At 68.5% G+C, this 26,586-nt stretch carries 25 protein-coding genes; 9 read left to right on the top strand and 16 right to left on the bottom strand.

From position 1 onward, the window contains the following. Positions 1-32 precede the first annotated feature (32 nt). From rplK to ACZ6X9_RS21120, 8 genes are all read left to right on the top strand, one after another. Positions 33-467: a 50S ribosomal protein L11 gene (gene rplK / locus ACZ6X9_RS21155; protein ID WP_004941595.1), complete on the top strand. Its 435-nt coding sequence runs from the start codon at positions 33-35 to the stop codon at positions 465-467. A gap of 79 nt (positions 468-546) precedes the next feature. After that, positions 547-1,263, top strand: a complete 717-nt coding sequence (rplA, locus tag ACZ6X9_RS21150; protein WP_469779510.1) for a 50S ribosomal protein L1 — start codon at positions 547-549, stop codon at positions 1,261-1,263. Between the two features lie 164 nt (positions 1,264-1,427). Continuing rightward, entirely contained in the window at positions 1,428-2,408 is a 981-nt protein-coding gene (locus ACZ6X9_RS21145; RefSeq protein ID WP_469779509.1) for an SCO4651 family lipoprotein, read from the top strand. Between the two features lie 158 nt (positions 2,409-2,566). Beyond that, positions 2,567-3,463 carry an SCO4651 family lipoprotein gene (locus ACZ6X9_RS21140; protein WP_469779508.1) on the top strand — a complete coding sequence of 299 codons (897 nt, stop codon included), beginning with the start codon at positions 2,567-2,569 and terminating at the stop codon, positions 3,461-3,463. 303 nt (positions 3,464-3,766) lie between these two features. Continuing rightward, a complete protein-coding gene (gene rplJ / locus ACZ6X9_RS21135; protein WP_049718634.1) occupies positions 3,767-4,297 on the top strand; it encodes a 50S ribosomal protein L10 in 531 nt (176 codons plus the stop codon). A 107-nt stretch (positions 4,298-4,404) separates the two neighbouring features. Beyond that, positions 4,405-4,791, top strand: coding sequence for a 50S ribosomal protein L7/L12 (gene rplL, locus ACZ6X9_RS21130; protein ID WP_469779507.1), 387 nt, complete (start codon positions 4,405-4,407; stop codon positions 4,789-4,791). Between the two features lie 764 nt (positions 4,792-5,555). Continuing rightward, positions 5,556-9,038 carry a DNA-directed RNA polymerase subunit beta gene (gene rpoB, locus ACZ6X9_RS21125; RefSeq protein WP_469779506.1) on the top strand — a complete coding sequence of 1,161 codons (3,483 nt, stop codon included), beginning with the start codon at positions 5,556-5,558 and terminating at the stop codon, positions 9,036-9,038. Positions 9,039-9,161: 123 nt separating this feature from the next. Further along, complete coding sequence (locus ACZ6X9_RS21120) at positions 9,162-13,061, top strand: DNA-directed RNA polymerase subunit beta' (RefSeq protein WP_469779505.1); 3,900 nt, start codon at positions 9,162-9,164, stop codon at positions 13,059-13,061. A 64-nt stretch (positions 13,062-13,125) separates the two neighbouring features. On the opposite strand, the gene ACZ6X9_RS21115 is transcribed toward ACZ6X9_RS21120, so the two are convergent. The 14 genes from ACZ6X9_RS21115 to ACZ6X9_RS21050 all read right to left on the bottom strand — a co-directional run bounded on the left by ACZ6X9_RS21115 (position 13,126) and on the right by ACZ6X9_RS21050 (position 25,256). Next, positions 13,126-13,857, bottom strand: coding sequence for a hypothetical protein (locus tag ACZ6X9_RS21115; protein WP_469779504.1), 732 nt, complete (start codon positions 13,855-13,857; stop codon positions 13,126-13,128). A 113-nt stretch (positions 13,858-13,970) separates the two neighbouring features. Beyond that, the gene (locus ACZ6X9_RS21110; protein WP_469779638.1) at positions 13,971-14,162 is read right to left on the bottom strand and encodes a hypothetical protein; all 192 of its coding nucleotides are present in this window, start codon (positions 14,160-14,162) and stop codon (positions 13,971-13,973) included. A gap of 56 nt (positions 14,163-14,218) precedes the next feature. After that, a complete protein-coding gene (locus ACZ6X9_RS21105; RefSeq protein ID WP_469779503.1) occupies positions 14,219-14,443 on the bottom strand; it encodes a hypothetical protein in 225 nt (74 codons plus the stop codon). Then, a complete protein-coding gene (locus tag ACZ6X9_RS21100) occupies positions 14,440-15,291 on the bottom strand; it encodes a peptidoglycan-binding protein (RefSeq protein ID WP_469779502.1) in 852 nt (283 codons plus the stop codon). Before ACZ6X9_RS21100 ends, ACZ6X9_RS21105 begins: the two co-directional genes overlap by 4 nt. A 29-nt stretch (positions 15,292-15,320) precedes the next feature. Beyond that, on the bottom strand, positions 15,321-16,178 hold the full coding sequence (locus ACZ6X9_RS21095; RefSeq protein ID WP_469779501.1) for a peptidoglycan-binding protein: 858 nt from the start codon (positions 16,176-16,178) through the stop codon (positions 15,321-15,323). A gap of 79 nt (positions 16,179-16,257) precedes the next feature. Next, positions 16,258-16,578 (bottom strand): hypothetical protein, encoded by a 321-nt coding sequence (locus tag ACZ6X9_RS21090; RefSeq protein ID WP_469779500.1) that lies wholly within the window; start codon positions 16,576-16,578, stop codon positions 16,258-16,260. A gap of 28 nt (positions 16,579-16,606) precedes the next feature. Next, the gene (locus ACZ6X9_RS21085) at positions 16,607-18,094 is read right to left on the bottom strand and encodes a phage tail protein (protein WP_469779499.1); all 1,488 of its coding nucleotides are present in this window, start codon (positions 18,092-18,094) and stop codon (positions 16,607-16,609) included. 20 nt (positions 18,095-18,114) lie between these two features. Then, the gene (locus ACZ6X9_RS21080; RefSeq protein ID WP_469779498.1) at positions 18,115-18,837 is read right to left on the bottom strand and encodes a hypothetical protein; all 723 of its coding nucleotides are present in this window, start codon (positions 18,835-18,837) and stop codon (positions 18,115-18,117) included. Beyond that, on the bottom strand, positions 18,838-19,956 hold the full coding sequence (locus ACZ6X9_RS21075) for a hypothetical protein (protein ID WP_469779497.1): 1,119 nt from the start codon (positions 19,954-19,956) through the stop codon (positions 18,838-18,840). After that, the gene (locus ACZ6X9_RS21070; RefSeq protein WP_469779496.1) at positions 19,953-21,083 is read right to left on the bottom strand and encodes a hypothetical protein; all 1,131 of its coding nucleotides are present in this window, start codon (positions 21,081-21,083) and stop codon (positions 19,953-19,955) included. Before ACZ6X9_RS21070 ends, ACZ6X9_RS21075 begins: the two co-directional genes overlap by 4 nt. A gap of 46 nt (positions 21,084-21,129) precedes the next feature. After that, positions 21,130-22,095 (bottom strand): phage distal tail protein, encoded by a 966-nt coding sequence (locus tag ACZ6X9_RS21065; RefSeq protein WP_469779495.1) that lies wholly within the window; start codon positions 22,093-22,095, stop codon positions 21,130-21,132. Positions 22,096-22,315: 220 nt separating this feature from the next. Then, positions 22,316-23,515 carry a hypothetical protein gene (locus ACZ6X9_RS21060; RefSeq protein WP_469779494.1) on the bottom strand — a complete coding sequence of 400 codons (1,200 nt, stop codon included), beginning with the start codon at positions 23,513-23,515 and terminating at the stop codon, positions 22,316-22,318. 10 nt (positions 23,516-23,525) lie between these two features. Continuing rightward, positions 23,526-24,587 carry a phage tail protein gene (locus ACZ6X9_RS21055; protein ID WP_469779493.1) on the bottom strand — a complete coding sequence of 354 codons (1,062 nt, stop codon included), beginning with the start codon at positions 24,585-24,587 and terminating at the stop codon, positions 23,526-23,528. A gap of 45 nt (positions 24,588-24,632) precedes the next feature. Continuing rightward, positions 24,633-25,256 (bottom strand): hypothetical protein, encoded by a 624-nt coding sequence (locus ACZ6X9_RS21050; protein ID WP_469779492.1) that lies wholly within the window; start codon positions 25,254-25,256, stop codon positions 24,633-24,635. A 127-nt stretch (positions 25,257-25,383) separates the two neighbouring features. On the opposite strand from ACZ6X9_RS21050, the gene ACZ6X9_RS21045 reads away from it, so the two are divergent. Further along, on the top strand, positions 25,384-25,806 hold the full coding sequence (locus ACZ6X9_RS21045) for a hypothetical protein (RefSeq protein ID WP_469779491.1): 423 nt from the start codon (positions 25,384-25,386) through the stop codon (positions 25,804-25,806). A gap of 42 nt (positions 25,807-25,848) precedes the next feature. Here ACZ6X9_RS21045 and ACZ6X9_RS21040 read toward each other — a convergent pair whose 3' ends face one another. Together ACZ6X9_RS21040 and ACZ6X9_RS21035 are read right to left on the bottom strand one after the other, a co-directional pair. Further along, positions 25,849-26,190, bottom strand: a complete 342-nt coding sequence (locus ACZ6X9_RS21040; RefSeq protein ID WP_469779490.1) for a hypothetical protein — start codon at positions 26,188-26,190, stop codon at positions 25,849-25,851. A 65-nt stretch (positions 26,191-26,255) separates the two neighbouring features. Beyond that, complete coding sequence (locus ACZ6X9_RS21035; protein WP_469779489.1) at positions 26,256-26,546, bottom strand: hypothetical protein; 291 nt, start codon at positions 26,544-26,546, stop codon at positions 26,256-26,258. Positions 26,547-26,586: the final 40 nt, after the last annotated feature.

The raw sequence follows: 26,586 nt of genomic DNA, 5'->3' as shown, positions 1-26,586 counted from the left end.
CAGAAAACTCTCACTAGGACCCGGAGAGAGCAATGCCTCCCAAGAAGAAGAAGGTCACGGGGCTTATCAAGCTCCAGATCCAGGCCGGTGCCGCCAACCCGGCTCCGCCGGTCGGCCCGGCGCTGGGTCAGCACGGCGTCAACATCATGGAGTTCTGCAAGGCCTACAACGCCGCGACCGAGTCGCAGCGTGGCATGGTCGTGCCGGTGGAGATCACGGTCTACGAGGACCGTTCCTTCACCTTCGTGACCAAGACTCCGCCGGCCGCGAAGCTGATCCTCAAGGCCGCGGGCGTGGACAAGGGCTCCGGCGAGCCGCACAAGACCAAGGTCGCCAAGATCACGCGCGACCAGGTCCGTGACATCGCCACCACCAAGATGCCCGACCTGAACGCCAATGACCTGGACGCCGCCGAGAAGATCATCGCCGGCACCGCCCGTTCCATGGGCATCACGGTCGAGGGCTGATCGTCCCGCCCCTTCAGGCACCCGTGGAAGGGCCAGCGCTGGCCCGTACCACGACTCCAATCACCACTGAGGAGTTTCAGTGAAGCGCAGCAAGACTCTTCGCAACGCGGACGCGAAGATCGACCGGGAGCGTCTGTACGCCCCGCTCGAGGCCGTCCGCCTGGCGAAGGCCACCTCCGGCACCAAGTTCGACGGCACCGTCGAGGTCGCCCTGCGTCTGGGCGTCGACCCGCGCAAGGCGGACCAGATGGTCCGTGGCACCGTGAACCTTCCGCACGGCACCGGTAAGACCGCCCGGGTCCTGGTCTTCGCGACCGGCGACCGTGCCGAGGCCGCGCGTGCCGCGGGCGCCGACATCGTCGGCGCCGACGAGCTCATCGACGAGGTCGCCAAGGGCCGTCTGGACTTCGACGCCGTCGTCGCCACCCCGGACCTCATGGGCAAGGTCGGCCGCCTCGGCCGCGTGCTCGGTCCCCGTGGTCTGATGCCGAACCCGAAGACCGGCACGGTCACCCCGGACACGGCCAAGGCCGTGACCGACATCAAGGGCGGCAAGATCGAGTTCCGCGTCGACAAGCACTCGAACCTGCACTTCATCATCGGCAAGGTCTCGTTCGACGAGAAGGCGCTGATCGAGAACTACAGCGCGGCGCTGGAGGAGATCCTCCGTCTGAAGCCGTCCGCCGCCAAGGGCCGCTACGTCAAGAAGGCGACCCTGGCCACCACGATGGGCCCCGGCATCCCGCTGGACCCGAACCGCACCCGCAACCTCCTCGCCGAGGACGAGACCGTCTGAGAGACGTTCTCGCACCGCGTGTGACCGCGTGTGTTCCAGGGGCCGGCCCCCGCATCCGTTCCGGGTGCGGGGGCCGGCCTCTTTCCTGTTGTCCTCTTGTCGGACCGCTGCGTTATCGTCGTGCGAACGAACGTGCAAGAGGTCTCCAAAAAAAGGTGGGGGATATGTCCAATTCCACGGTCCGTCGTGTCGGTATCTCGCTTTCCGCCGCGGCGATTCTCGTCGGGGCCGTCGCGTGTGACTCGGACGACAAGAAGGACGACAAGAGCGCGTCGCAGAGCTCGTCGAAGAGCGCCGCGAAGAACGACGGCCGGAGCCCCGTCCAGGCCCTTCAGGCGGCCTTCAAGAAGACCAGCGCGGCGAAGTCGGCCAAGGTCCACATGACCATGGAAATGCCGACCGCGGCGATGAAGGGCGCGGACACCCCGTCCGGGCCCATGGTGATGGACGGCGTGCAGGGCTGGAACCCCGCCTTGATGGACATGACGGTCAGCGGCGGCCCCATGCAGGGCAAGGACGGCCCCGGCGCGACCCGCATGATCATGCTGGACAACGTGATGTACATGCAGATGCCGGCCAAGGCCATGGAATCCGCTCCCGCCGAAATGCGCGGCAAGAAGTGGATGAAGATCGACATCGCCGCGGCCGCCAAGGAGTCGGGCAACCCGGCCATGCAGAAGCAGCTCGCGGGCAGCATGGGCGACAACATGAACCAGGACCCGGCCAAGCAGATGGCCGTCCTGCTCGACTCGCCCAACCTCAAGCACCTGGGTTCGGAGCAGGTCAACGGTGTCGAGGCCCAGCACTACAAGGGCACCCTCACCGTCGACGAGGTGATGAAGGGCAACGAGTCCACCAAGCTCATGGACCCCAAGGACCGTGAGCGGATGCTGGAGAGCATCAAGAAGACCGGCATCAAGAACTACGACATGGAGTTCTGGCTCAACAACGAGGACCTGCCGGTCAAGATGCTCGTGGGCATGGAGACCCCGCAGGGCAAGATGAAGATCACCTCGGACTACAAGGACTACGGCGCCAAGGCCGACGTCCAGGCGCCGCCCGCCGGCGAGACCCTCGACCTCATGGAGATGATGAAGGGTCTGAAGGACCGCTCGGGTGCGAGCGCCGGTGGCGCCGGAGCGTAAGGCCCGACGGCCCTCCGTAGATCACGAATTGGCCCTCATCCCCCGTTCGAAGGGGGTGGGGGCCATATTTTCGTTTTCTTTCCGGGTGGCCGACTGTAGTGTCACCGCTGTTTGCAAAGTTTCGCGAAAAAATCGCGATACCCATTGAGGAAATGATCATGAACTCCATGCACCGGAAGGCCGCCGGCGTCCTGCTCGCCGGCGCCCTGCTGTGCGGTACGGCCGCCTGTGACTCGGATTCCAAGGATGCTGACAAGAGCAGCTCCAAGGCGGCCGGAAAGTCCGCGCAGAAGCCGGTGGACGCGTCCTTCGCGGCGGCGGTGGACCGCGCGGCGAAGAAGGGCGAGGACATCACGTCGCTGCGTTACACCATGAGCGGCGACATGCCCGAGAGCGGGCACGTCGAGGCCACCGCCTCGATGAGCATGAAGCCGGTGGCCATGCAGATGAAGATGAAGGCCAAGAGCGCCGCCCCGGGCGAGAGCGGGGAAATGGAACTCCGCCTCGTCGACGACGCGATGTACCTCAACGGGGGCGCGAAGGCCGCCGCGGAAATGGACGGCAAGAGCTGGATCAAGTTCCCCGCGGGCCTCTCCGGAAAGGCTCCCGGCGGGGCGGACAACCCGTTCGGCATCAGCGGCCAGGCGAACCAGAACCCCATGGACGACTCCGCCTCCCTGAGCGCGGCGAAGGACCTGGAGAAGGTCGGCGAGGAGACCGTAGACGGGGTCAGGGCGACCCACTACAAGGGCACCGTCACTCTGGCCCAGATGCGTGAGGCCCTGGCCAAGGAAAAGGACCCGAAGGCCAAGGAGCGCCGCGAAGCCAAGCTCAAGGGCTTCGAGAAGCTGGGCGTCGACAAGTTCGCCATGGACATGTGGATCGACGGCCAGGACCACACCAAGCAGTTCCGGATGCGGTCCGCCACGCGGAAGGGGCCGATGGACCTGACCCTCACGTTCCTCGACTACAACAAGCCGGTCGAGATCAAGGCGCCGCCGGCCGGTGAGGTCATGGACCCGATGGCGGAGGCCGGGAAGGGTTCCGGGGCCTGAACCCCACGGCCCGGATTCCGGGCCGCCGCTGGCGCGATTTGCTTGACGGTGGCCCGGTCACGTACTCTCGGCCAGAAGCCAAAGACCGCTGGTCGTTGCTGCGCCTCCATCCGGAGGTGTGGTGGCCGAAGGATCCGCTAGCTGCGGGCGACCTGCGCAGGTGACTGTGGTTGAACTCCCACGAGGACTTTCCGTCCGAATGGTCGAGTCACGCCCCGTGCGCCCGCGCCGGGGCGTTTCGTTTTGCCCAGGTCCCTTCTCGCGCCTATGCGGTCCTATTCACCCGGAAGGAGGCCGAGGCTCATGGCGAGGCCCGACAAGTCCGCCGCGGTTGCCGAGCTGACGGACAAGTTCCGCAGCTCCAACGCCGCCGTGCTGACCGAGTACCGCGGTCTCACCGTGGCGCAGCTCAAGACGCTGCGCCGTTCGCTCGGTGAGAACGCGCAGTACGCCGTGGTGAAGAACACGCTGACCAAGATCGCGGCTGGAGAGGCCGGGATCACGCTTGCGGACGAGCTTTTCGCTGGTCCGACGGCTGTCGCCTTCGTCACCGGTGACCCGGTGGAGTCGGCGAAGGGTCTTCGTGACTTCGCCAAGGAAAACCCGAATCTCATCATCAAGGGCGGTGTCCTTGATGGCAAGGCGATGACCGCCGATGAGATCAAGAAGCTTGCGGACCTCGAGTCCCGCGAGGTTCTGCTCAGCAAGCTGGCCGGTGCCATGAAGGGCAAGCAGTCGCAGGCTGCCTCGCTCTTCCAGGCGCTGCCGACGAAGCTCGTCCGCACCGTGGACGCGCTGCGCGCCAAGCAGGCCGAGCAGGGCGGTGCCGAGTAATTCGGCTCGCGCATTGACCGGAGCCACCCGGCTCCGGTCGTAGCGGGCCGTACGCCCGCCGACATGTACATCCGGCACCTGCCGATTTAGTGGAAGGACCCGCCATCATGGCGAAGCTGACCAAGGACGAGCTGCTCGCGCAGTTCGAGGAGATGACCCTCATCGAGCTGGCCGAGTTCGTCTCCGCCTTCGAGGAGAAGTTCGACGTCACCGCCGCCGCCGCCGCGCCGGTCGTCGTTGCCGGCGGTGCCGCCGGCGGTGCCGCCGAGGCCGTCGAGGAGAAGGACGAGTTCGACGTCATCCTCACCGGTGCCGGCGACAAGAAGATCCAGGTCATCAAGGTCGTGCGCGAGCTGACCTCCCTCGGCCTGAAGGAGGCCAAGGACCTGGTCGACGGCACCCCGAAGCCGGTCCTGGAGAAGGTCAACAAGGAGACCGCCGAGAAGGCCGCCGAGTCCCTCAAGGGCGCCGGCGCCTCCGTCGAGGTCAAGTGACCTCACGGGGTCCTCTGGACTCCGTTCTGACGTACGTCTGACGTACCTCTCGACGCCAAGGGCGATCACCCATGCGGGTGGTCGCCCTTCGGCGTACCCGGGAGGGCTGCGACACCGCGTCCCGGAGGCGAGTATGGTGATCTTTGTTGCCCCCGCGGGAGCGGCTCGGCGGTGGCTGTTCCCGGCCGTTCAGGGGCCGTTCGGGACCGCCCGGGAGCCGAAGGGCCTTGACGAACGGGACGCCGCGCGCAATTCTCGGGACGCGGTGACTTTCGGACCCCGCCGGTTCGCCGCTGGTCGGGGGCCGGTTCGGACCGAAGTTCCATTCGAGGCACCGTCCGAGGCATGGAACGCCGGCGGACAGGGAAGTATCGTCCTGCGCTTCCGGGCGCGGCCGGCGGGCGGAGCCCCCGGCGCACCGGGCGCGTCGGGCACGGGCTCAGGCGGGCCCACGGGCCCGGAAGGGCTCGGCAGGCTCTGACAGGCACCATGGGCCCGGATGGGTTCAGGCAGGCGAGGACAACAGGATCCCGGAGGGAGAGATTGGTATCGCACCGGTCTCGCGACATCCGCTCTGGACATCAGTGGGCCAAGTGGCTACACTGACCCTTTGCGCTGCCTGTTAGCTGCTCCCTGCCCGTCACCAGGGGCATGCCCACTGCCGAGCATCCTCGATAGATCCCTCTGACCTGGGATTTTCTGGCGAAGCACGCGGTGGGACCGGTACGCGCGTAGTGAGTCCGAGCCCTCGGAAGGACCCCCTCTTGGCCGCCTCGCGCAACGCCTCGACCGCCAATACGAACAACGGCGCCAGCACTGCCCCGCTGCGCATCTCATTTGCGAAGATCAAGGAGCCTCTCGAGGTTCCGAACCTCCTTGCGCTGCAGACCGAGAGCTTCGACTGGCTGCTCGGCAACGCCGCCTGGAAGGCTCGCGTCGAGGCTGCGCTGGAGTCTGGTCAGGACGTCCCCACGAAGTCCGGTCTGGAGGAGATCTTCGAGGAGATCTCCCCGATCGAGGACTTCTCCGGGTCGATGTCGCTGACGTTCCGTGACCACCGTTTCGAGCCCCCGAAGAACTCGATCGACGAGTGCAAGGAGCGCGACTTCACGTACGCGGCCCCGCTCTTCGTCACGGCCGAGTTCACCAACAACGAGACCGGCGAGATCAAGTCCCAGACGGTCTTCATGGGCGACTTCCCGCTCATGACGCCCAAGGGCACCTTCTGCATCAACGGCACCGAGCGTGTCGTCGTCTCGCAGTTGGTCCGTTCCCCCGGTGTCTACTTCGACTCCTCCATCGACAAGACGTCCGACAAGGACATCTTCACCGCCAAGATCATCCCGTCCCGGGGTGCCTGGCTGGAGATGGAGGTCGACAAGCGCGACATGGTCGGCGTCCGCATCGACCGCAAGCGCAAGCAGTCCGTCACCGTGCTGCTCAAGGCTCTCGGCTGGACCACCGAGCAGATCCTCGAGGAGTTCGGCGAGTACGAGTCCATGCGCGCCACCCTGGAGAAGGACCACACCCAGGGCCAGGACGACGCGCTGCTCGACATCTACCGCAAGCTGCGCCCGGGCGAGCCGCCCACGCGTGAGGCCGCGCAGACGCTGCTCGAGAACCTCTACTTCAACCCGAAGCGCTACGACCTGGCCAAGGTCGGCCGCTACAAGGTCAACAAGAAGCTGGGCGCCGACGCCCCGCTCGACGCTGGTGTGCTGACTGTCGACGACGTCATCGCGACGATCAAGTACCTGGTCAAGCTGCACGCCGGTGAGACCGAGACCGTCGGTGAGAACGGCACCTCGATCGTCGTCGAGACCGACGACATCGACCACTTCGGCAACCGTCGTCTGCGCAACGTCGGCGAGCTCATCCAGAACCAGGTGCGTACCGGCCTGGCTCGTATGGAGCGCGTCGTCCGCGAGCGGATGACCACCCAGGACGTCGAGGCGATCACGCCGCAGACCCTGATCAACATCCGGCCGGTCGTCGCCTCCATCAAGGAGTTCTTCGGCACCAGCCAGTTGTCGCAGTTCATGGACCAGACCAACCCGCTGTCGGGTCTGACCCACAAGCGCCGTCTGTCGGCGCTGGGTCCGGGCGGTCTCTCCCGTGAGCGGGCCGGCTTCGAGGTCCGAGACGTCCACCCGTCGCACTACGGCCGCATGTGCCCGATCGAGACGCCCGAAGGCCCGAACATCGGTCTGATCGGCTCGCTCGCGTCCTACGGCCGCGTCAACGCGTTCGGTTTCGTCGAGACCCCGTACCGCAAGGTCGTCAACGGTGTCGTCACCGACGAGGTCGACTACCTGACCGCCGACGAAGAGGACCGCTTCGTCATCGCCCAGGCGAACGCGCCCCTCACCGAGGACATGCGCTACGCCGAGGCCCGAGTCCTGGTCCGCCGCCGTGGCGGCGAGATCGACTACATCGCCGGCGACGACGTCGACTACATGGACGTCTCCCCGCGCCAGATGGTGTCGGTCGCGACCGCGATGATCCCGTTCCTCGAGCACGACGACGCCAACCGCGCGCTCATGGGATCGAACATGATGCGCCAGGCCGTTCCGCTGATCAAGGCGGAGGCGCCGCTGGTCGGCACCGGCATGGAGTACCGCTGCGCGGTCGACGCCGGCGACGTCATCAAGGCCGAGAAGGACGGCGTGGTCCAGGAGATCTCCGCGGACTACGTCACGGTCGCCAACGACGACGGCACGTACAACACGTACCGCGTCGCCAAGTTCTCCCGCTCGAACCAGGGCACGTCCTTCAACCAGAAGGTCGTCGTCGACGAGGGCGCCCGCGTCGTCGCCGGCCAGGTGCTCGCCGACGGTCCGTCCACCGAGAACGGTGAGATGGCGCTCGGCAAGAACCTGCTCGTGGCGTTCATGCCGTGGGAGGGTCACAACTACGAGGACGCGATCATCCTGTCGCAGCGCCTCGTGCAGGACGACGTCCTCTCCTCGATCCACATCGAGGAGCACGAGGTCGACGCCCGTGACACCAAGCTCGGCCCGGAGGAGATCACCCGGGACATCCCGAACGTCTCCGAGGAGGTCCTCTCGGACCTCGACGAGCGCGGCATCATCCGTATCGGTGCCGAGGTCATCGGCGGCGACATCCTCGTCGGCAAGGTCACCCCGAAGGGTGAGACCGAGCTGACCCCCGAGGAGCGTCTGCTCCGCGCGATCTTCGGTGAGAAGGCGCGTGAGGTCCGTGACACCTCGCTGAAGGTCCCGCACGGCGAGATCGGCAAGGTCATCGGCGTCCGCGTCTTCGACCGCGAGGAGGGCGACGAGCTCCCGCCGGGCGTGAACCAGTTGGTCCGCGTCTACGTCGCCCAGAAGCGCAAGATCACCGACGGTGACAAGCTCGCCGGCCGTCACGGCAACAAGGGCGTCATCTCCAAGATCCTGCCGGTCGAGGACATGCCGTTCATGGAGGACGGCACCCCGGTCGACATCATCCTCAACCCGCTGGGTGTCCCGTCCCGAATGAACCCGGGACAGGTCCTCGAGATCCACCTCGGCTGGCTCGCCAGCCAGGGCTGGAACGTCGAGGGCAGCGAGGAGTGGATGGAGCGCCTCAAGGCCATCGGCGCCGACGAGGTCGCTCCGGGCACCAACGTCGCGACCCCGGTCTTCGACGGTGCCCGCGAGGACGAGCTGGCCGGCCTGTTCGAGCACACCGTGCCCAACCGCGACGGCGAGCGCATGGTGCTCCCGTCCGGCAAGGCCCGGCTGTTCGACGGCCGCTCCGGCGAGCCGTTCCCGGACCCGATCTCGGTCGGGTACATGTACATCCTCAAGCTCCACCACCTGGTCGACGACAAGCTGCACGCCCGTTCGACCGGTCCGTACTCCATGATCACCCAGCAGCCGCTGGGTGGTAAGGCTCAGTTCGGTGGCCAGCGCTTCGGTGAGATGGAGGTGTGGGCGCTGGAGGCATACGGCGCCGCGTACGCCCTCCAGGAGCTGCTGACCATCAAGTCCGACGACGTCACCGGCCGCGTGAAGGTCTACGAGGCGATCGTCAAGGGCGAGAACATCCCCGAGCCCGGCATCCCCGAGTCCTTCAAGGTGCTCATCAAGGAGATGCAGTCCCTCTGCCTCAACGTGGAGGTGCTGTCCTCGGACGGCATGTCCATCGAGATGCGGGACACCGACGAGGACGTCTTCCGCGCGGCGGAGGAGCTCGGTATCGACCTGTCCCGGCGCGAGCCGAGCAGCGTCGAAGAGGTCTGACGGGTCTGACCGGGGCCTCCCTGTGAGGCCCCGGTCGTCCCTGGACCCCCAGACCACTGATGTAGAGCCCACACCTCGCTAGTGCGAGAGGGCACGAACCCTGAAAGAGGGATTGACGACAAAGTGCTCGACGTCAACTTCTTCGACGAGCTGCGGATCGGCCTGGCGACCGCGGACGACATCCGAACCTGGTCCCACGGCGAGGTCAAGAAGCCGGAGACCATCAACTACCGCACCCTGAAGCCGGAAAAGGACGGGCTCTTCTGCGAGAAGATCTTCGGCCCCACCCGGGACTGGGAGTGCTACTGCGGCAAGTACAAGCGTGTCCGCTTCAAGGGCATCATCTGTGAGCGCTGTGGCGTCGAGGTCACCCGCGCCAAGGTGCGCCGTGAGCGGATGGGCCACATCGAGCTCGCCGCCCCCGTCACCCACATCTGGTACTTCAAGGGCGTTCCGTCGCGGCTGGGCTACCTGCTCGACCTCGCCCCGAAGGACCTCGAGAAGGTCATCTACTTCGCCGCCTACATGATCACGTGGGTGGACGAGGAGCGCCGGACGCGCGACCTGCCCTCGCTGGAGGCCCACGTCTCCGTCGAGCGTCAGCAGATCGAGCAGCGCCGCGACGCCGACCTGGAGGCCCGCGCCAAGAAGCTCGAGTCCGACCTGGCCGAGCTCGAGGCCGAGGGTGCCAAGGCCGACGTGCGCCGCAAGGTGCGCGAGGGTGCCGAGCGTGAGATGAAGCAGTTGCGCGACCGTGCGCAGCGCGAGATCGACCGTCTCGACGAGGTCTGGAACCGCTTCAAGAACCTCAAGGTCCAGGACCTCGAGGGCGACGAGCTGCTCTACCGCGAGCTGCGCGACCGCTTCGGCACCTACTTCTCGGGTGCGATGGGCGCCGCGGCGCTGCAGAAGCGCCTGGAGTCCTTCGACCTGGACGAGGAGGCCGAGCGCCTCCGCGAGATCATCCGTACCGGCAAGGGCCAGAAGAAGACCCGTGCGCTCAAGCGCCTCAAGGTCGTCTCCGCCTTCCTGCAGACCCGCAACAGCCCCAGCGGCATGGTGCTGGACTGCATCCCGGTGATCCCGCCGGACCTGCGTCCGATGGTGCAGCTCGACGGTGGCCGCTTCGCGACCTCCGACCTGAACGACCTGTACCGCCGCGTCATCAACCGCAACAACCGCCTCAAGCGACTCCTTGACCTCGGTGCTCCCGAGATCATCGTGAACAACGAGAAGCGCATGCTTCAGGAGGCCGTCGACGCGCTCTTCGACAACGGCCGTCGTGGTCGCCCGGTCACGGGCCCGGGCAACCGTCCGCTGAAGTCGCTGTCCGACATGCTCAAGGGCAAGCAGGGTCGCTTCCGTCAGAACCTGCTCGGCAAGCGAGTCGACTACTCGGCGCGTTCCGTCATCGTCGTCGGCCCGCAGCTCAAGCTGCACCAGTGTGGTCTGCCCAAGGCCATGGCGCTGGAGCTCTTCAAGCCGTTCGTGATGAAGCGCCTGGTCGACCTGAACCACGCGCAGAACATCAAGAGCGCCAAGCGCATGGTCGAGCGCGGCCGCACGGTCGTGTACGACGTCCTCGAAGAGGTCATCGCCGAGCACCCGGTTCTGCTGAACCGTGCGCCCACCCTGCACCGCCTCGGCATCCAGGCCTTCGAGCCGCAGTTGGTCGAGGGCAAGGCCATCCAGATCCACCCGCTCGTCTGCACCGCGTTCAACGCGGACTTCGACGGTGACCAGATGGCCGTCCACCTGCCGCTCTCCGCGGAGGCGCAGGCCGAGGCCCGCATCCTGATGCTGTCCTCGAACAACATCCTCAAGCCGGCCGACGGCCGTCCGGTCACCATGCCCACCCAGGACATGGTGCTCGGCCTCTTCTTCCTCACCACGGACGAAGAGGAGCGCGAGGTCAAGGGTGAGGGCCGCTCGTTCGCGTCCGTCGCCGAGGCGATCATGGCGTTCGACGCCCGGGAGCTCTCGCTCCAGGCGAAGGTCGACATCCGCTTCCCGATCGGCACCGTCCCGCCGCGTGGCTGGACCCCGCCGGTGGCGGAAGAGGGCGAGCCGGAGTGGCAGCAGGGGGACTCGTTCCGTCTGCGCACCACCCTGGGCCGCGCGCTCTTCAACGAGCTGCTGCCCGAGGACTACCCGTTCGTCGACTACTCGGTGGGCAAGAAGCAGCTCTCCGAGATCGTCAACGACCTGGCCGAGCGCTACCCCAAGGTCATCGTGGCGGCGACGCTCGACAACCTGAAGGCGGCCGGCTTCCACTGGGCGACCCGTTCCGGCGTCACCGTGGCCATCTCCGACGTCGTGGTCCCCGAGGCCAAGAAGGAGATCGTCGCGGGCTACGAGGCCCAGGACGAGAAGGTTCAGAAGCAGTACGAGCGCGGTCTGATCACCAAGGACGAGCGCACGCAGGAGCTCATCGCGATCTGGACCAAGGCGACCAACGAGGTCGCCGAGGCGATGAACGCGAACTTCCCCAAGACGAACCCCATCTTCATGATGGTTGACTCGGGTGCCCGAGGAAACATGATGCAGATGCGGCAGATCGCCGGTATGCGTGGTCTGGTGTCGAACGCGAAGAACGAGACCATCCCGCGTCCGATCAAGGCGTCCTTCCGCGAGGGTCTGTCGGTTCTGGAGTACTTCATCTCCACCCACGGTGCCCGTAAGGGTCTCGCGGACACCGCCCTCCGTACCGCCGACTCGGGTTACCTGACCCGTCGTCTCGTGGACGTCTCCCAGGACGTGATCATCCGCGAGGAGGACTGTGGCACCGACCGCGGCCTCAAGCTGACGATCGCGACCAAGGACGCCAACGGCGTGCTGCGCAAGGCCGACGACGTCGAGACCTCGGTGTACGCCCGCATGCTGGCCGAGGACGTCGTCGTCGACGGCAAGGTCATCGCGCCGGCCAACGTCGACCTCGGTGACGTGCTCATCGACCAGCTCGTCGCCCACGGCGTCGAGACGGTCAAGACCCGCTCGGTCCTCACCTGTGAGTCCGCGGTCGGCACCTGTGCCTACTGCTACGGCCGCTCGCTGGCGACCGGCAAGCTGGTGGACATCGGCGAGGCGGCGGGCATCATCGCCGCCCAGTCGATCGGTGAGCCCGGTACCCAGTTGACGATGCGTACCTTCCACACCGGTGGTGTGGCCGGTGACGACATCACCCAGGGTCTGCCCCGAGTCGTCGAGCTCTTCGAAGCCCGTACGCCGAAGGGTGTCGCCCCGATCTCCGAGGCCGCCGGCCGCGTGCGGATCGAGGAGACCGAGAAGACCAAGAAGATCGTCGTCACCCCGGACGACGGCAGCGACGAGACGGCGTACGCGATCTCGAAGCGTGCCCGTCTGCTGGTCGGCGAGGGCGACCACGTCGAGGTGGGCCAGAAGCTCACCGTGGGTGCCACCAACCCGCACGACGTGCTGCGCATTCTGGGTCAGCGTGCCGTCCAGGTCCACCTGGTCGGCGAGGTCCAGAAGGTCTACAACTCGCAGGGTGTGTCGATCCACGACAAGCACATCGAGATCATCATCCGGCAGATGCTGCGCCGCGTGACGATCATCGAGTCCGGCGACGCGGAGCTGCTGCCGGGCGAGCTCGTGGAGCGCTCGCGCTTCGAGGCGGAGAACCGTCGCGTGGTCCAGGAAGGCGGCCACCCGGCCTCCGGCCGTCCGCAGCTCATGGGTATCACCAAGGCCTCGCTGGCCACGGAGTCCTGGCTGTCGGCCGCCTCCTTCCAGGAGACGACCCGAGTGCTGACGGACGCGGCGATCAACGCCAAGTCCGACTCGCTCATCGGCCTCAAGGAGAACGTGATCATCGGTAAGCTCATCCCGGCCGGTACGGGTCTGTCCCGCTACCGGAACATCCGGGTCGAGCCGACCGAGGAGGCGAAGGCCGCCATGTACTCGGCCGTCGGGTACGACGACATCGACTACTCGCCCTTCGGGACGGGGTCGGGTCAGGCGGTTCCGCTGGAGGACTACGACTACGGGCCGTACAACCAGTAAGCGGTTTGCGGTTCGCGCGAGGCGGTCACCCTTTGGGTGGCCGCCTCGCGGCGTTCAGCGGGTACTACCAGGCCCAGGTGCGGGCGAAATCCAGCAGCTCCGACTCGACGCCGTCCTTGCTGACCGCTGCCACGGCGTAGGTGTAGGGCTTGGTGCTGGAGACGGTGCGGTCGGTGAACTCCAGGCCGGTTTGCGGCGTGCTGTTGAGCCGCGTCGCGGACTCCTTGCCGCCGTGCGCTGCGGAGTCCGTGTCCCAGCGGTAGACGACGTAGCCGGCGAGGGGCACGTCGTCGTTCTCAGGCTTCTCCCAGCGCAGGGTGATCCCTTCCTCCACGACGTCGCACCAGAAGTTGTACGGGATGTCGGGCTGTGCGGGCTTGCGCTTGACCTCGGTGGGCGTGAGGGGTGCGGAGCAGGTGGCGCCGGAGGAGTGCCGGAGGGCGACCGTGCAGATCGAGTAGTAGTAGGGGGTGGAGGCTTCCGGGGGGAGGTCACCGGAGTACCGGCCACCGGTCTCATGGACGAGTGTGGCTTCGCTGCCCGGGTGCTCCAGAGGGGCGGCACTCGTGGATCGGTACACCATCCAGTGGTCGGCCGGGTTGGGGGCCGCCGGCTGGTCCCAGTAGAGGAATACCCGGCCGTTGTACGAGGTGGCCTGGACGTTGACGGGTGCCGCGGTGGGGTCGTTCTCGGCGGCTGTCGCAGAGCAGGCGAGGGCGGCGGTGGTGACGAGTGCCATGGCCGTGCCTATCGCGGCGCGGCTCGGCAGGCGGGGTCTCCCCTGGCTTCGGAACATGATGATTCCTTTCATGCGATCGGTGCGGCGCGTGGGTGTGGGGGGACGCCTGATCTCGAACTGATTGTCAGACAGATCCGCAGTTCGCGTCCTGGATTCGGCGACACTGTCGATTAGTGGAGCTGCGCGAGGGAGACGGCCACCCCGGCGACCGCCGTCAGCACCGCGACGCTGGTGAGCGGCCAACGGCTTCTCTCCAGGGCGTCGAGCCGCGTCTCGTGGTCGGCGAGCTGCCGGTCCGTCTGGTCGCTGCGCTGGACGAGCAATGCGAGGGCTCCGTCGACGCGGGCGAAGCCGGCCTCCATGGTGCCGCGGAGGCGTTCGAGCTCCAGGGCGATGTCGGCGTGTGGTGCGGGTGGGTTCACGAGCCGCCCCGGTCGTCCGTGCGCAGCCAGCGCGGGAGGAGGGCCTGGACGGCGGGGAGGGCCATGACCCGGGCCAGGCCGCCGGCCACGGCGAGTGCGCCGGCGACCCAGGGGAGGGTGGACGGGACCCCGGACGCGTCGACGATCGCGGGGAGTGCGACGGCGAAGGCCACCGCCGTCTGGAGGATGGTGCGCAGGGTGCGCTTCGTGGAGTCGGTCATGAGCGCGGCACCTTCAGCGCGTCCCAGCTCGCCTTGCCCGGCCAGCCGTCCGCGTCGTCACCGGCGTAGCCGAGCTTGCGCTGCCAGCGGGCGTACGAGCGGCGGTCGGCCTCGCTCCAGCGGGGGCCGGGGCCCTCGGCGTATGCCGAGCAGCCCTCGGCGACGAGGCGGCGGCCCATGGCGGTGACGACGGGGGAGTCGGGGCCGGAGCGGAAGAAGTCCGCGCCGGGGAACGGTTCGTAGGCCGGCTGCCGGTCCGGCCGCCGGTCCGGGGGCGGGGGTGTGCCGCCGCCCGCCGCCCACGCCCGCATCGCGTCGCGTGAGGCGAAGCGGGCCACGTTCGTGTCCACCGGATCGTCGGTGTACTGGTGGATCAGCCAGTCCGCCCGGATGCCGGGCGACCCGGCCGCCGTCCCGTAGGCGGCGATCCACAGCCCGTCCCCGGCGTACCCGCTGGTGTCGCGGTTCAGCCAGAAGTCGCGGTTGCAGTAGAGGATCACGCGGTGGCCGGGGCGCAGCGCCTTCACCTTGCGGAGGAAGGCGTCCTTCTCGGCGCAGGTCGCGACGCCGCCGTCCGTCGTCTCCCAGTCGACGGCGAGGATGTCGCCCTCGACGGAGTCGCAGGCCTCGACGAAGTGCGCGGCCTGCTCGTCCAGGTCGCCCGGGCGGAGGAAGTGGTAGAAGCCGACGACGAGCCCGGCGCGACGGGCGCGGGCCGCCTGGTCGCGCATGCGCGGGTTGACGTACGAGCGGCCCTCGGTGGCCTTGATCAGGACGAAGTCGAGGTCGGAGGTGGAGTAGGCGGACGACTGGTAGGACGAGATGTCGATGCCCTTGATGCTGCTCATGGTCGTTCCTTCGACGGGGGTGGGCAGGGTCAGACGGCGGGGACCCGGAGGGCGGCCCAGCTCGCGGGGCCGGGCAGGCCGTCGGCGTCCTCGCCGGCGTAGCCGAGCTTGCGCTGCCAGCGGGCGTACGAGCGGCGGTCGGCCTCGCTCCAGCGGGGGCCGGGGCCCTCGGTGTACGCCGAGCAGCCTTCCTCGGCGAGCCGGCGGCCCATGGCCGTGACGAGGGGGGAGTCGGGGTTCGCGCGGAAGAAGTCCGTGCCGGGGAACGGGGCGAGCCGGTCCGGCTCCCGGGACGTGTCGGCGAGCCGTCGCGCGATGCGGGCGCGGAGGTCGTCCATGGTGAAGCCGAGCGGGTCGATCTTCTGGTTCGTCCACTCCTTGTGGCCGATGACCGAGGCGGCCGTCCAGCCGTGGGCCCGGCAGAGTGCCGCCGCCGCCCGCTCTATGGCGTCCAGTTGGGCGGCCGGCCACGGGTCCGCGCCGTCGCCTTCGTTGACGCACTCGAAGCCGTAGAAGCGGGCGTTCCCGTCGGTGTCCATCGCCGTCGGGCGGGGCAGCGCGGACTCCCGGACGACGGCGTCCAGCACCCTGCCGTCGCCGAGGCCGGCGTGGTTGGTACGGCCGTTGCCGACGAGGTGGACGGTGCCCTCCTTGTCGATCACACCGTGACAGAGCGGGCCGGGCAGCTCGTCGTAGCCGTCGTAGCAGAGGTCGACGGAGTCACGGGTGCCGCTGGACGCGGTGTGGTGGATGACGATGCCGTTGACCGGGCCCCAGGCGCCTTTGTGGTTGCGGTTGTGGGTGCGCCAGTCGCGTTCCTCGGCGACGGTCACGCCTTCGGCGCGGAGGGCGGAGAGGAGATCGTCCGCGGTGAGGGGGGTTGCCATGGGTCGGGCTCCTTCGGGGACGGCCGCGCCCCGCACCGCGGAGAGCGGTGCGGGGCGCGGGCGTTGGGGGTGGGGCGGGTCAGGCGGGGACGGTGTAGGTGACGGTGATGGTGACTTCGGCGGTCCAGTCGAAACCGGGGAAGTCAGGGTGCCAGGCTTCGTTGATCTCGCATCGCCACGCGTTGCCGGAGGCGGAAAGAAAGGAAGTCACCGGCCCTTTCGGATCGGTCTGTCCCTCCGGGCCGGTGGCTCCCAGCTGGGCCCAGCCGCTGAGGATCAGCCCGCCCTCGGGAACGGCGACCTCGTACTTCCGCGGGTGCTCCATCGCCGTGAACGTGAAGTTCCGTGTGACGCTCTCAATGGACTTGATGGCACCGATGAAAAGGGAACGGGTGGTCATGGGGATTCCTGTCTGCCGGGAACCTGGGTCACGCGACCGCGGCCCAGATGGCGTTGGCGTCGTCGATGACGGTGGACGGGTTGAACGACGTGGGCAGTGACGTCTGGCCTGTGACCGGCAGACGGGCGTGGCGGACGAAGGCGCCGGGCATGCGGGCGCCGCTGGAGGGGCGGAGGCCGTAGTTCGCCGCGACGGCGAAGCCGGGGCCGCTGTTCGCCTTGTCGGGCCCGTTCAGGACGAATGCCACCCAGTAGCAGCCGGGCTGCGCGACATACGGCGCGGTCAACGGGAGCGGGACGGTGGTGCCTTCCATGACCCTCGGGAAGATGTCCTTCAGCGACGGGGTCACCGCCACCCGCTTGCCCGTCGCGTCGTAGAGGCCCGCGTACGAGGCGGCGCCGAGCGTGTTGCCGGCGTAGCCGTGGATGTAGAACGCGATGTTGTTGATCTCCGTGGTGGCGCGGAGCACCAGGCCCATCAGGTACACCTGGCCCGGCGGGCAGTACTGGGGTCCGGCGAGGTTCTTGTCGGCGGGGATCGTCGTCGACATTGACGCCGTCGCCGGGTCGAACGTCCACGCCTTGAAGCCGAGGTCCGTCGGCCCCCACGTCCCCGGCGTCCCAAGAGCATCGACGTAGCTCTTGCGCACCAGGTGATCGGCGGACGTCGGGTCCGCCTTCACCATGGGCACGTTGGTGAACGTCTTCGTGCCGGAGACCGTCTGGTCGCCGGTGAGGGCGACCACCGCGCCGGCCGCCGCCGCGCCCAGCATCGTCGCGTCCAGGCTGACCGCGCCCGTCCGGCCGTTCACCGACAGCACCGCCGACGACTGCTGGACGTACCGCAGGTCCGCCGCCGCCTGGTCGAGGGCGCCGACGTCGGAGGCGACGAGGGCGACCTGACCCTTCTTGCCGTTGACCGAGGAGACGGGCGCGACCGCGCCCGGCGGCAGTTGGGCGGTGGGGACCTTGCCGGAGGCGTCCAGGGCGGCGACCCCGCCCGCCTGCCCGACCGTCGCGGCGGGTACGGCCTGCACGTCGGCCGCGCTCAGGGTGACGGCCGCGGCGGTCTTGCCGTTGACGGACTGGATCAGGCCGGGCGCGCCGGCCGGACCCGCGGGTCCGGGGGCGCCGGCCGGACCGGGCGGCCCCGGGACGGTGACGTAGTGCGGCGCCTCCGGGTCGACGGGCGCGAGGTCGGCGAGGTCCACGGTCTTCTGCGCGGCCGGGAGGACGATGTCGTAGGTGCGGTTGACTGGTATCCCGGCCAGTTGCTCGACGACGGTGTACGTCCACTTGGCCGGGTTCATGCCGGGGGTGTCGGTGGCGGGCAGGACGGCCTTGGCGCGGCCGTCCGCGTCCAGGGTGGCCACGATCGGGCCGGCGAGGATGGTGTCGCTGCCCGTGTGGGTGAGCAGGGTCGGGGCCCGGAAGGTGAGGGTGCCGCTCAGCGGCTGGCCGTCCGGGGTGAGGTAGCGGGCGGTGACGGTCACCGTGGGGATGCCGTTGGGCAACACGGGAGTGCCTCCTGAAGGGGTTAGGACTTGACGCCGTACAGGGCGCGGGGGGAGCAGCCGACCGTCGCGCCGGGCGTGGTGACGCGGGCCTGGACCTCGAAGGTGACGCGGGTGTCGAAGGGCAACCCGATGGGCGCCGTGAACTCCAGCAGCCCCGTGCCGGCGGGGCCCACCGGGACGCCGTTCGCGAGCAGTCGGGCCTCGCCGCCCTCCGTGGTGAGGATCAGGCAGCGCAGCGCGGGGTGCTGGACGATGCCGGTGCTGCTGTGCAGCGTCGTCCACTCCGTCGACGCGGTGGTCTCCCACCGCCCGGTGTTCACCGGCATCGGCAGCGGGTAGGCCAGGTAGGGCCGGGCAAGGCCCTCGCCGGCGGTGTCGTCCGCGACGATGGCGTTGCTCCGGCCGTCGAAGATCTTCACCGACTGGCGCGGCTCGATGTCGGGCGCGTCGGTGCGCACCGCCATCGCCACCGAGCCGTCGTCGCGGCGGAGCATGAAGCCGCTCTGGCCGGTGCCGTCGGGCCGGTTGGGGAACACCTCGGGGCTTTTGCCGATGTAGAGCAGTTCGGCGCCCTTCTCGCCCTCGCTGTCCCGGACCGCCAGTTGCCCGCCGTCGCTGATCACGACGTTGCCGCCCTTGACGCGGTCCATGGCCGGGCGGGTGTTGGCGCTGCCCATGAGGGCGCGCACCTGGCGTTCCAGGGAACGGATGCGGTCGAGCAGGTCGAGGGGGATCGCTGCCACTTACATCGCCTCCAGGTAGAGCTTGGCCGTCTCGGCCTTGCCGCGGTCCGGGGGCGTCACCGTCAGCCCGACGACGCGGTACCGCTCGTCGGGGGTCTCCGCGTGCCAGCCGTCGCGGATGCGCAGCCGGACCGTGCCGCCGATCAGGGCGGGGGTGATCCGTCCGTCCAGCCGGAAGGTGGCCTCGGGGATGGCCTGCGGCTGCCGGGCCCGGTTCAGCTCTGCGACGGCCGCACTGGTGAGGAGCTTCCGGTCGGAGACGCCACTGTGGTCCGAGGTGCCTTCGAGCCGGGGCCAGCCGGCGGCGAGCTCCTCGGCGACCTGGGGGTCGGACACCTCGGGGAGGGAGTCCGAGGCCTGGTCGCGGTTGGCGGACTCGCCGCGGGCCACCCACACGTTGGCCTGGACGGTCGAGTCGACCGGCAGGCTGTAGGTGAGCAACTGGCCGGGCCGGTCGAGGACGATGTCGGCGGCACCGGTGAGGATCTTCGGCTGGCCCAGTTGCAGCCGTTTGACGCGCTCACCGTTCTCCGGGTGGCGGTAGCACTGGATGCGCCACTCGAAGCCGTTCTCCAGCGCGGCGAGCCCGTCGATGATCTCCCGGATCCGCGCCAGGTCGGTGTAGGCGAAGACGCGTTCGTCCAGCACCACCTTGGACGGTTCGTCGTCGAAGGTGAGCCCGATGTCGCCGCCGGGCTGCGCCTGGGCGTGCTGGAGGATCTCGCGGACGATGCGGAACTGGTCGCGCTTCTTGAAGACGTAGCTGGAGGCCAGGATGCGGTGCTCGAAGTACGAGTCGAAGGTGCCCGCCTGGATCTGCACGCGGAGCCGGCCGCGCTCGTCGCCCTCCGCCGTGCAGGTCCACAGGATGCCGCCCCACCAGATCTCGGAGCCGCGCTCCAGCCAGACCGCGGTGCGGCCGGTCCGGAGCGCGGCGCGCGCCCGGTGGGCGAGGGCCTCGTCGGGCAGCGGGACGGTAGCGCGGAGCTGCCCCGACTTGCCGATGAAGTCGTCGAACTCGACGTCCGTGAGCGGCAGCGCGTCGATGACGCGATCGGTGAGGAGGTCGCAGAAGAGGGCGCGGTAGGTGGTGTCCGCCTGGGGTGTCGTGCCCGTCATGCGTCGACCTCGTAGGTGCCCCAGACCTCGTACCAGGAGCCGGGCTGGGGGACGGCCGGGTGGGTGGCGTCCACCCAGTCGCTGGTGGCCTTGCCGTCCGGAGCGGGGCAGGTCCAGCCGCGGGCCACACCCGAGCCGGCGGGCAGCCCCCGGATCATCTCCTTGGGCGTGGACTTGAAGATGTAACAACCGCCGAAGTAGTAGGCGCCGGGGCCCGAGCCGGTGCGGGCGCGGAAGCTGCCGGGCATGGCGAGGGACGGGGGGAAGGGCAGCGTCAGGTACCAGTTGCTGTTCGCGGAGGCGAACTTGGACGTGGTGTCGATGGTGAGGGAGGCGTAGAACTGGACCTGCGGCCCGTCCTTGAGGTACCGGCCGGTCACCTGCCCGTTGCCGATGGAGGGCTGATCGCCGATCTCCGCGCCCCACTTGGGCGCGTACGACTGCCAGGTCGGCCGCAGGTCCTGCCAGTCCTTGCCGTTCCAGCGCTGGAGGCCGGTGCCGTTGTCGCGGTACTGGCCGGGGTACGTGCCGTCGAAGCCCGCGCCCCGGTCGGCGGGGATGATGCCGCCGGCCGCGACGGTCGCCTGCCGGCGGTCTCGCACCGAGCCGCCCCGCCAGTCGATGCCGCCGGTACCGGCCGAGGCACCGGCCTTCACCGTCACCTCGGCCAGGGCCAGGCAGGCCGGCGGGACCGGGGGCGCGACGGGCTTCGCCGCCGGGATGCCGGACAGGACCTCGATGAACGCGCCGGTCTTGCCGGAAGCGTCCTGCTGGTCGTCGTAGATCCGGACGACGACGAGGTCGACGCGCGGGTTGCCGGGGTCACCGTCGTTGAAGGTGATGCTGGTGGGCTCGGGGAGGTAGACCGGGTAGGCGCCCGCGGCGGCGGCGCCCTGGACGACCGCGCGGCCGGGAAGGACGCGGGTGCTCATGCCGGTGCCGTCGGGGGAGACGGCGAGCCCGGTGATGACCTCGCGGCCGTCGGCCGAGCCGGGCAGCACGCCGGGCCGGGAGGCCAGCGGGCCGGCCGGGGCCATCGCGCCCAGCGGGGCGAGCCGGGTGTCGAGGCGGGACTGACCGCCCTCGCCGTTGGTGGAGTTGAGCAGCCACGCGCTGCCGAGGTTCATGGGGTTCTCCTGGGGTGGTGGTGGAAGAGGCGGGGGAGGCGCTGGTTCACCAGTGGGCGCCGCGCCAGGTGACGGTGGCGGTGGCGCCCGCGCCCGGCATGTCGGGGTCGGCCCGGAAGGCGAACGTGCTCTCGCCGGGCGGCAGTTGGAAGAGCTGCTCCGGGTCGGAGGACAGCGTGGCCGTGTGCACGCGGGACGAGCTGCCGTTCAGCAGGACCGTTCCCGCGAAGGTGTCGACCGTCAGGACGTCGGACGGCGCGAGGGTGATGTCGTACTCGAGCCGCAGCCCGTCGCTCAGCCGCGTCAGGGACGGCCGGCTCACCTGCCCGCGGAACTCGATGACCGGGCTGGTCGGCGCGTCGCCCTCGTTGACCAGGGTCAGCAGGCCGGTGGCGCCGGGCTTGCCCCAGTCGAGGGGCCAGGCGAGTCCCTGTCCGGCGGTCCGGCTGCCGTCCTGTCCCCAGGACAGGCCGCCGTCGGGGGTGGGGAGGCCGGTGACGGCGGTCCGCTCGTCGACGGAGTACCGGCGCGGGTCGGCGCAGATCCACTGCACGGTCGCCTTGGCGGCGCCGCGGGTGACGTACATCCGGTCGTGCGGGAGGACGCGCTGGGTCACCCGGGCCCGGCAGGCGAGCGTCTCGCCGTGGAGGCGTACGGCCAGCCACTGCTCGCCGCTGTGCACGCCGGTCGCGGCGTTGAACGCCCGGGTGACCGCCGCGGCGCGTTCGGTCTGGTCCGGGAGCAGCCAGACGGGCGCGGTGACCGTACGCGCCTGGGACCACTGGGCGCCGGGCCAGGCGCCGTGCTGGTCGGGGCGGAGGACGTCGCCGCTGTCCAGACCGGGGAGGTCGGCCCAGCCGGTGAGCCCGGAGTCGGCGATCTGGTAGTCGGTCCCGGGGCCCATCAGCAGTCCGGCCCACTGGATCTGCCCGTCGAGGGTGATCAGTGAGCCGGGGGAGGGGTCGGTGGTGTCCGGGGACGTCGGTGTCGGTGGTGTGAGTGTCGGGGGCATGGAGGTCGGCCTTCACCTTCCGTATGGGTTGGGTGGGTGCCGGATGTGACCGGGGTGATTGGTGGGGCACCGGAAAGGCACTCCGGACCCGGGGCGTCCCCGGATCCCGGGGCGTCCTGAGTTCCGGGGCGTCTTCGGATCCCGGGGGCGCCCTCGGATCCAGGACGTCCTCAGATCCCGGGCGTCCTCGGATCCTGGGACGTCCTCGGATCCTGGGACCTCACCGCGTCGCGGTGCGCGTCCCGGCGAGGAACAGCAGGTCCTCGGCGATGCCGTGCGCGGTGCGGTGCGCGGGTTCGTGGTACTCGCGGAGGTCCGGTCCGCCGGTGCGCCGGCCGGTACCGGCACCCGCACCCCCGTCGGCCCCGGCGCGGGCCGCCCGCGCGGTCGCGTCCAGCAGCCGTTCGAGCTTCGAGAGCGGCAGGACGGCCTCCGCCTCCCCGGCCTCCGCGAGGACGACGGGGACACCGCCGCTGCGCGGGGCGACGATGCCGCCCCGGGCGAGCTGGGGGATGTGCGGCAGGTCGACGAAGGGGATCTTGTTGAGTACGTCGATGATCATGTTGACGAAGCTGGTCAACGCGTTGATCGGAGCCGCGACCACGCCGGCGACCAGGTGGAAACCGGCCCGGATGAGATCGGCGAAGCCGCCGAGGGTGGCCAGCAGGGCCTTGCCGAGGCTGCGGAAGCCGCCGGAGAAGTCGCCCTTGAGGAACTTGCGGACCGGCTCGACGAACATCTTGAGCCCGTTCCAGATCTTCTGGATGGCGGTCAGGTATTCGCGCACCGGAGGGATGATCGCCGCCGTGGCGGCCACGAACGCCTCTCCCGCGTGGGAGAACACCTCCTCCATGATCCGTTGCCCGGTCTCCGACTCCAGGGCGGTGTTGATCAGTTCGGTGGCGATCGGCAGGAGCAGGGCGGCCAACAGGGTCCAAGGATTGCCCTTCATCACCAGGTTGACCGCCTGGATGACCTTGTCCAGGATCCCGAACGAGGTCCCCGCCTTGTCGATGACGCCGCCGGCTTTCGACGCGGCGCCGCCGAAACCGCCGAGGACGCCGCCGAGGCCGCGCAACTTGCCCGGTATGGACGACAGTTGGCGGTCCACCCGGCGGCGGGCGTCCCGCTGCCGGTCCAGGCCCTTCGCGGCGCCGGCCGCCTCCTTGCCGGCCTTCGCCAGGGCCGGGGCCGCGGCGGACGCGGCGGCTCCGAACCGCTTGGACTCGGCTCCGGACCGGCCCATGGTGGCGGCCAGCCGGGTGAGGAACCGGGTGGCCGCCCGGACGCCGGTGAGCGTGCCGCGTACCGCGCCGGTGAGGCGGGTCAGGCCGGACGTGAAACCGGCGAGCGGCCCGGCCGTGCCGGCGAGCGGGTTACGGACCGGGCCGGCCGGGCCGGTGAGTGCTGCTGCCGCCATGCGGGCCTCCTCATCCGCGGGCCTTGGCGAGGAACATCAGCGCCATGGCGGTGTCCCGGGGGTCGTCGGCCCGCGCGTAGTAGTTCTCGATGTGGAACCCGCCGCCGCCCGATCCGGCACCGGCCGCCGACAGGCGGGACGCCACGGCCGTACGGGTCAGCAGCCGGTCGAGCTTCGACAGCGGCAGCACGGCCTCGGCCTCGCCCGCCTCGGCGACGATGGCCGGCACACCACCGCTGCGCGGGGTGACGATGCCGCCCTCGGCGAGCTTCGGGATCGGCGAGACGTCGATGGTGAAGCCCTTGCCGCCGAAGTGCGGGATCCAGCTCGGGACGGTGACGTGGATGCCGTTGAGCGAGGTGATGAGGGAGTTGATCATCCCGATAAGGCCATTGATCGGGTCCTTCACCGCCGAGCCGATCGCCCGGAAGATGCTCTTGACGGACTCGGGAAGCGCGTCCCAGGCGGCGTGCAGTGCCGTCTTCACGGCCTTGAACACCTCGGGCAGGTCGGTCATGAACCACAGCGCGATGGGCGCCACTGCCTTCTTGATCCCGCCCCACACGAGCGACATCAGGCTGCCGAGCCCCCTCATCAGCGGGCCGATGATCTTCGATGCCTGGTCGACGGCCTTGCCGATGACATCGAACGCCTTCTTCATGATGCGCCGCATGGTCGTCGACTTGGACGCCATCTCGACGACCTTCTCGATCAACGGCTGGAAGAGGCTGACGAGTTGGGCGAGGAAGTTCTTCTTCATCGACCGGTTGAGACCGTCGGTGTTCTTCGCGGTCTTCTTCAGACTCCGCCCGGCCTTGTCCAGCCCGGGCGCGGCCTTCCCGGACTCCTTGCCGATCTTGCCCATCGCCTTGGCGGTGGCCTCGGCGCCGCCCTTGATGTTCTTGACTTCACGGCCGGCTTGCTGGGTGGAGGTCTTGACCTTGCCCATGCCGGTGTTGAGAACGCCGGCTTCGGTCTTGAGTTTTTGGGCGGATTTGCCGGTTCCGTCCAGGGCGGACTTAAAATTCTGGGCATTTCGTGTGCCGCTTTGAAAAGATTGAACCAGTGTCATGATTCAGCTCATTCGGCCGGGTGCCTGTCTTCGGAGGTGGGCCTGTTATTGCCCGATTGCACTGCTCACCTTTTGGATCGGAGTCTCCAACCCCTTGATTCGCGTGTCCAGTTCCTTGAGTTTGGTGCCGGAATCCTTCAAGTTGGTTTTCGTTGCATCACTCTTGCTCTTGATGTTGTTCTCGAACTTTTCGAGCTTTGCATACAGCTTGATGAGCCGGTCCTGGGCCTCTTTGAGGTCGGACAGCTTTGTGGCGGCTATTTTCTCCGCCTTCTTGTCGCCTCGCGTCCTGAATGCGGTGCTTTTGGCGTCCCTCGCTGGGGCGTACAGGGCTTCGATGCGCCTTTCGACCCTTTCGATCCTTCGTTCCGTCAGGGCGGAGTTGAGCTTGTCGTCCCGAGCCCACGGCCAGGTGGTCAGCTGGTTCCCGAGGAACGACACCCCTTTCTCGTCCACCTTGAGGCCGGTGAAATCCGTTTTGACGGCGGTCGCGCCGCCTCCCCAGATTCCCCCGCTCACCTTTGCGGTGTCCCATCCGGCACTGAAGCCGTTGACGGTGACCGAGATGTCGTTGACCTTCTTCTTGAGATGGTCGTAGTCGGCTTTGAACCACAGCTGGTTGGGGAGAAGGTCGCTGTTGTTCTTGTCGGTGTACTCGCTGGTGCCCATGGCGCGCTCTCACCTGCCTTTATTGTCTACTTCGTGTGCAAAATCGGGTCTGTGCGGCTCCCTACGGATTGTGTAGGCTTCCGCCGGAGAGGCTTCCTGCTTCTTCGAGGTTCAGAAGGAGGTCTGCGTGGGCTGGTTCGGAGCGAACATCGGGTGGATCGTTTACCTGCTCATCATGTCCATCTTGTTCGGCGCCCTGATTTGGCCGTTCGGTATCAGGCCCCTGCTTGTGGATCGTGTGCTGAGGAAATCAGGGGTAGCTGCCAAGGCTGAATGTGTGGACTATTACTGGTCGGAAAGCAGGGTGTCGGAGCGTTTCGTCTTCACTGTTGCGAGCGGCAGGCAAGTGTCCTACCGCACACCCCTTCGCGGCCATCGGATATCCGAGACCGGGGAGATCGTGGATCTGGTATACGACCCCAGGGCGCCGCATCGCAGGGCGCGCACCGTGCGGGAGCTCTCGACGAAATCCCCGGCAGGTTTTCCGCTGTGGGGAGGGATCATCCTGGCCGTGCTGATAAACGCTTTCTTCTTGGCCGTCTGGCTGTGACGTCCGGGATGTGATGGGCCGACTCGTGCAGCCGAAACCGCGTCATGCGAAAAATGCGGCCATTTTTCGGTCCAGATCGCCGGACGCGTCGAGGTCGGATTCCGGAGGAACTTCCTCCGTTATGGAGTGGTCGGCGCCCGGGCGCGGGACCGGTTCCGGGTAGTCCAGGGGATCCGCGTCCTCGTCGGTGTGGAGGGTGCCGGTCATCCAGTTGGCGACGGCTAGGTGGTCCACTACGGCCGCGAGCAAGTGTTCCGCCGGCCCCCAGTCCATGGCTTCGCCATGGAGGTCGCGGTTGACGGCGCTGTCGCGTGGGAGGTGCTTGACCAGCACCGTGAGGCGGCGGGAGGAGAGCCGTCCGCGGTGCCAGTCGAGCAGGTCCACGCCGTAGTGCCGCAGCAGGTCCGCTTCGAGAGCCTCGGCGTGTTCGTCTACGAACGCGTCGAGGCTCAGTCTTCCCCCAGGCCGAGCCCGGTCTCCTTGCCGTAGGACTCCAGGATCGCGGCGATGTCCTGCATCGTCACGTCGTGCTCGGCGAAGCGGGCGTACTGCTTCTCGCCCATGAGCAGGGCCAGCAGGCCGTCCACGTCGTTGTCGTCGAGGTCGCGCAGTGCGCGTGCCGTGCGGTGGTTGATCTCCGTGGGGAGTTCGAAGGTGTCGCCGTCGAGGGTGAAGGACCAGGCTCGGCCGTGGGCCTCCAGGCGCTGGGCGCGGGCGGCGTTGACGTCGAACGAGGGCATGGGGTCGCTCCTTGAGAGGTAGAGAGGGGGCGGGCGCCGC

The sequence above is a fragment of the Streptomyces sp. NPDC052910 genome (assembly GCF_055585605.1).
Note: the sequence above shows the minus strand (reverse complement) of the source record. Positions and strands in the feature narration are given on the sequence as shown.

Coding starts and splice junctions, on each gene's coding strand:
- ACZ6X9_RS21100 (WP_469779502.1), bottom strand. CDS start 15,291: ATGAGCAGCATCAAGGGCATCGACATCTCGTCCTACCAGTCGTCCGCC.
- ACZ6X9_RS21095 (WP_469779501.1), bottom strand. CDS start 16,178: ATGGCAACCCCCCTCACCGCGGACGATCTCCTCTCCGCCCTCCGCGCC.
- ACZ6X9_RS21055 (WP_469779493.1), bottom strand. CDS start 24,587: ATGACACTGGTTCAATCTTTTCAAAGCGGCACACGAAATGCCCAGAAT.
- ACZ6X9_RS21070 (WP_469779496.1), bottom strand. CDS start 21,083: ATGAACCTCGGCAGCGCGTGGCTGCTCAACTCCACCAACGGCGAGGGC.
- ACZ6X9_RS21050 (WP_469779492.1), bottom strand. CDS start 25,256: ATGGGCACCAGCGAGTACACCGACAAGAACAACAGCGACCTTCTCCCC.
- ACZ6X9_RS21060 (WP_469779494.1), bottom strand. CDS start 23,515: ATGGCGGCAGCAGCACTCACCGGCCCGGCCGGCCCGGTCCGTAACCCG.
- ACZ6X9_RS21115 (WP_469779504.1), bottom strand. CDS start 13,857: ATGTTCCGAAGCCAGGGGAGACCCCGCCTGCCGAGCCGCGCCGCGATA.
- ACZ6X9_RS21110 (WP_469779638.1), bottom strand. CDS start 14,162: ATGGAGGCCGGCTTCGCCCGCGTCGACGGAGCCCTCGCATTGCTCGTC.
- ACZ6X9_RS21105 (WP_469779503.1), bottom strand. CDS start 14,443: ATGACCGACTCCACGAAGCGCACCCTGCGCACCATCCTCCAGACGGCG.
- ACZ6X9_RS21075 (WP_469779497.1), bottom strand. CDS start 19,956: ATGACGGGCACGACACCCCAGGCGGACACCACCTACCGCGCCCTCTTC.
- rplJ (WP_049718634.1), top strand. CDS start 3,767: ATGGCGAGGCCCGACAAGTCCGCCGCGGTTGCCGAGCTGACGGACAAG.
- ACZ6X9_RS21035 (WP_469779489.1), bottom strand. CDS start 26,546: ATGCCCTCGTTCGACGTCAACGCCGCCCGCGCCCAGCGCCTGGAGGCC.
- rplL (WP_469779507.1), top strand. CDS start 4,405: ATGGCGAAGCTGACCAAGGACGAGCTGCTCGCGCAGTTCGAGGAGATG.
- rplK (WP_004941595.1), top strand. CDS start 33: ATGCCTCCCAAGAAGAAGAAGGTCACGGGGCTTATCAAGCTCCAGATC.
- ACZ6X9_RS21145 (WP_469779509.1), top strand. CDS start 1,428: ATGTCCAATTCCACGGTCCGTCGTGTCGGTATCTCGCTTTCCGCCGCG.
- ACZ6X9_RS21065 (WP_469779495.1), bottom strand. CDS start 22,095: ATGCCCCCGACACTCACACCACCGACACCGACGTCCCCGGACACCACC.
- ACZ6X9_RS21090 (WP_469779500.1), bottom strand. CDS start 16,578: ATGACCACCCGTTCCCTTTTCATCGGTGCCATCAAGTCCATTGAGAGC.
- ACZ6X9_RS21140 (WP_469779508.1), top strand. CDS start 2,567: ATGAACTCCATGCACCGGAAGGCCGCCGGCGTCCTGCTCGCCGGCGCC.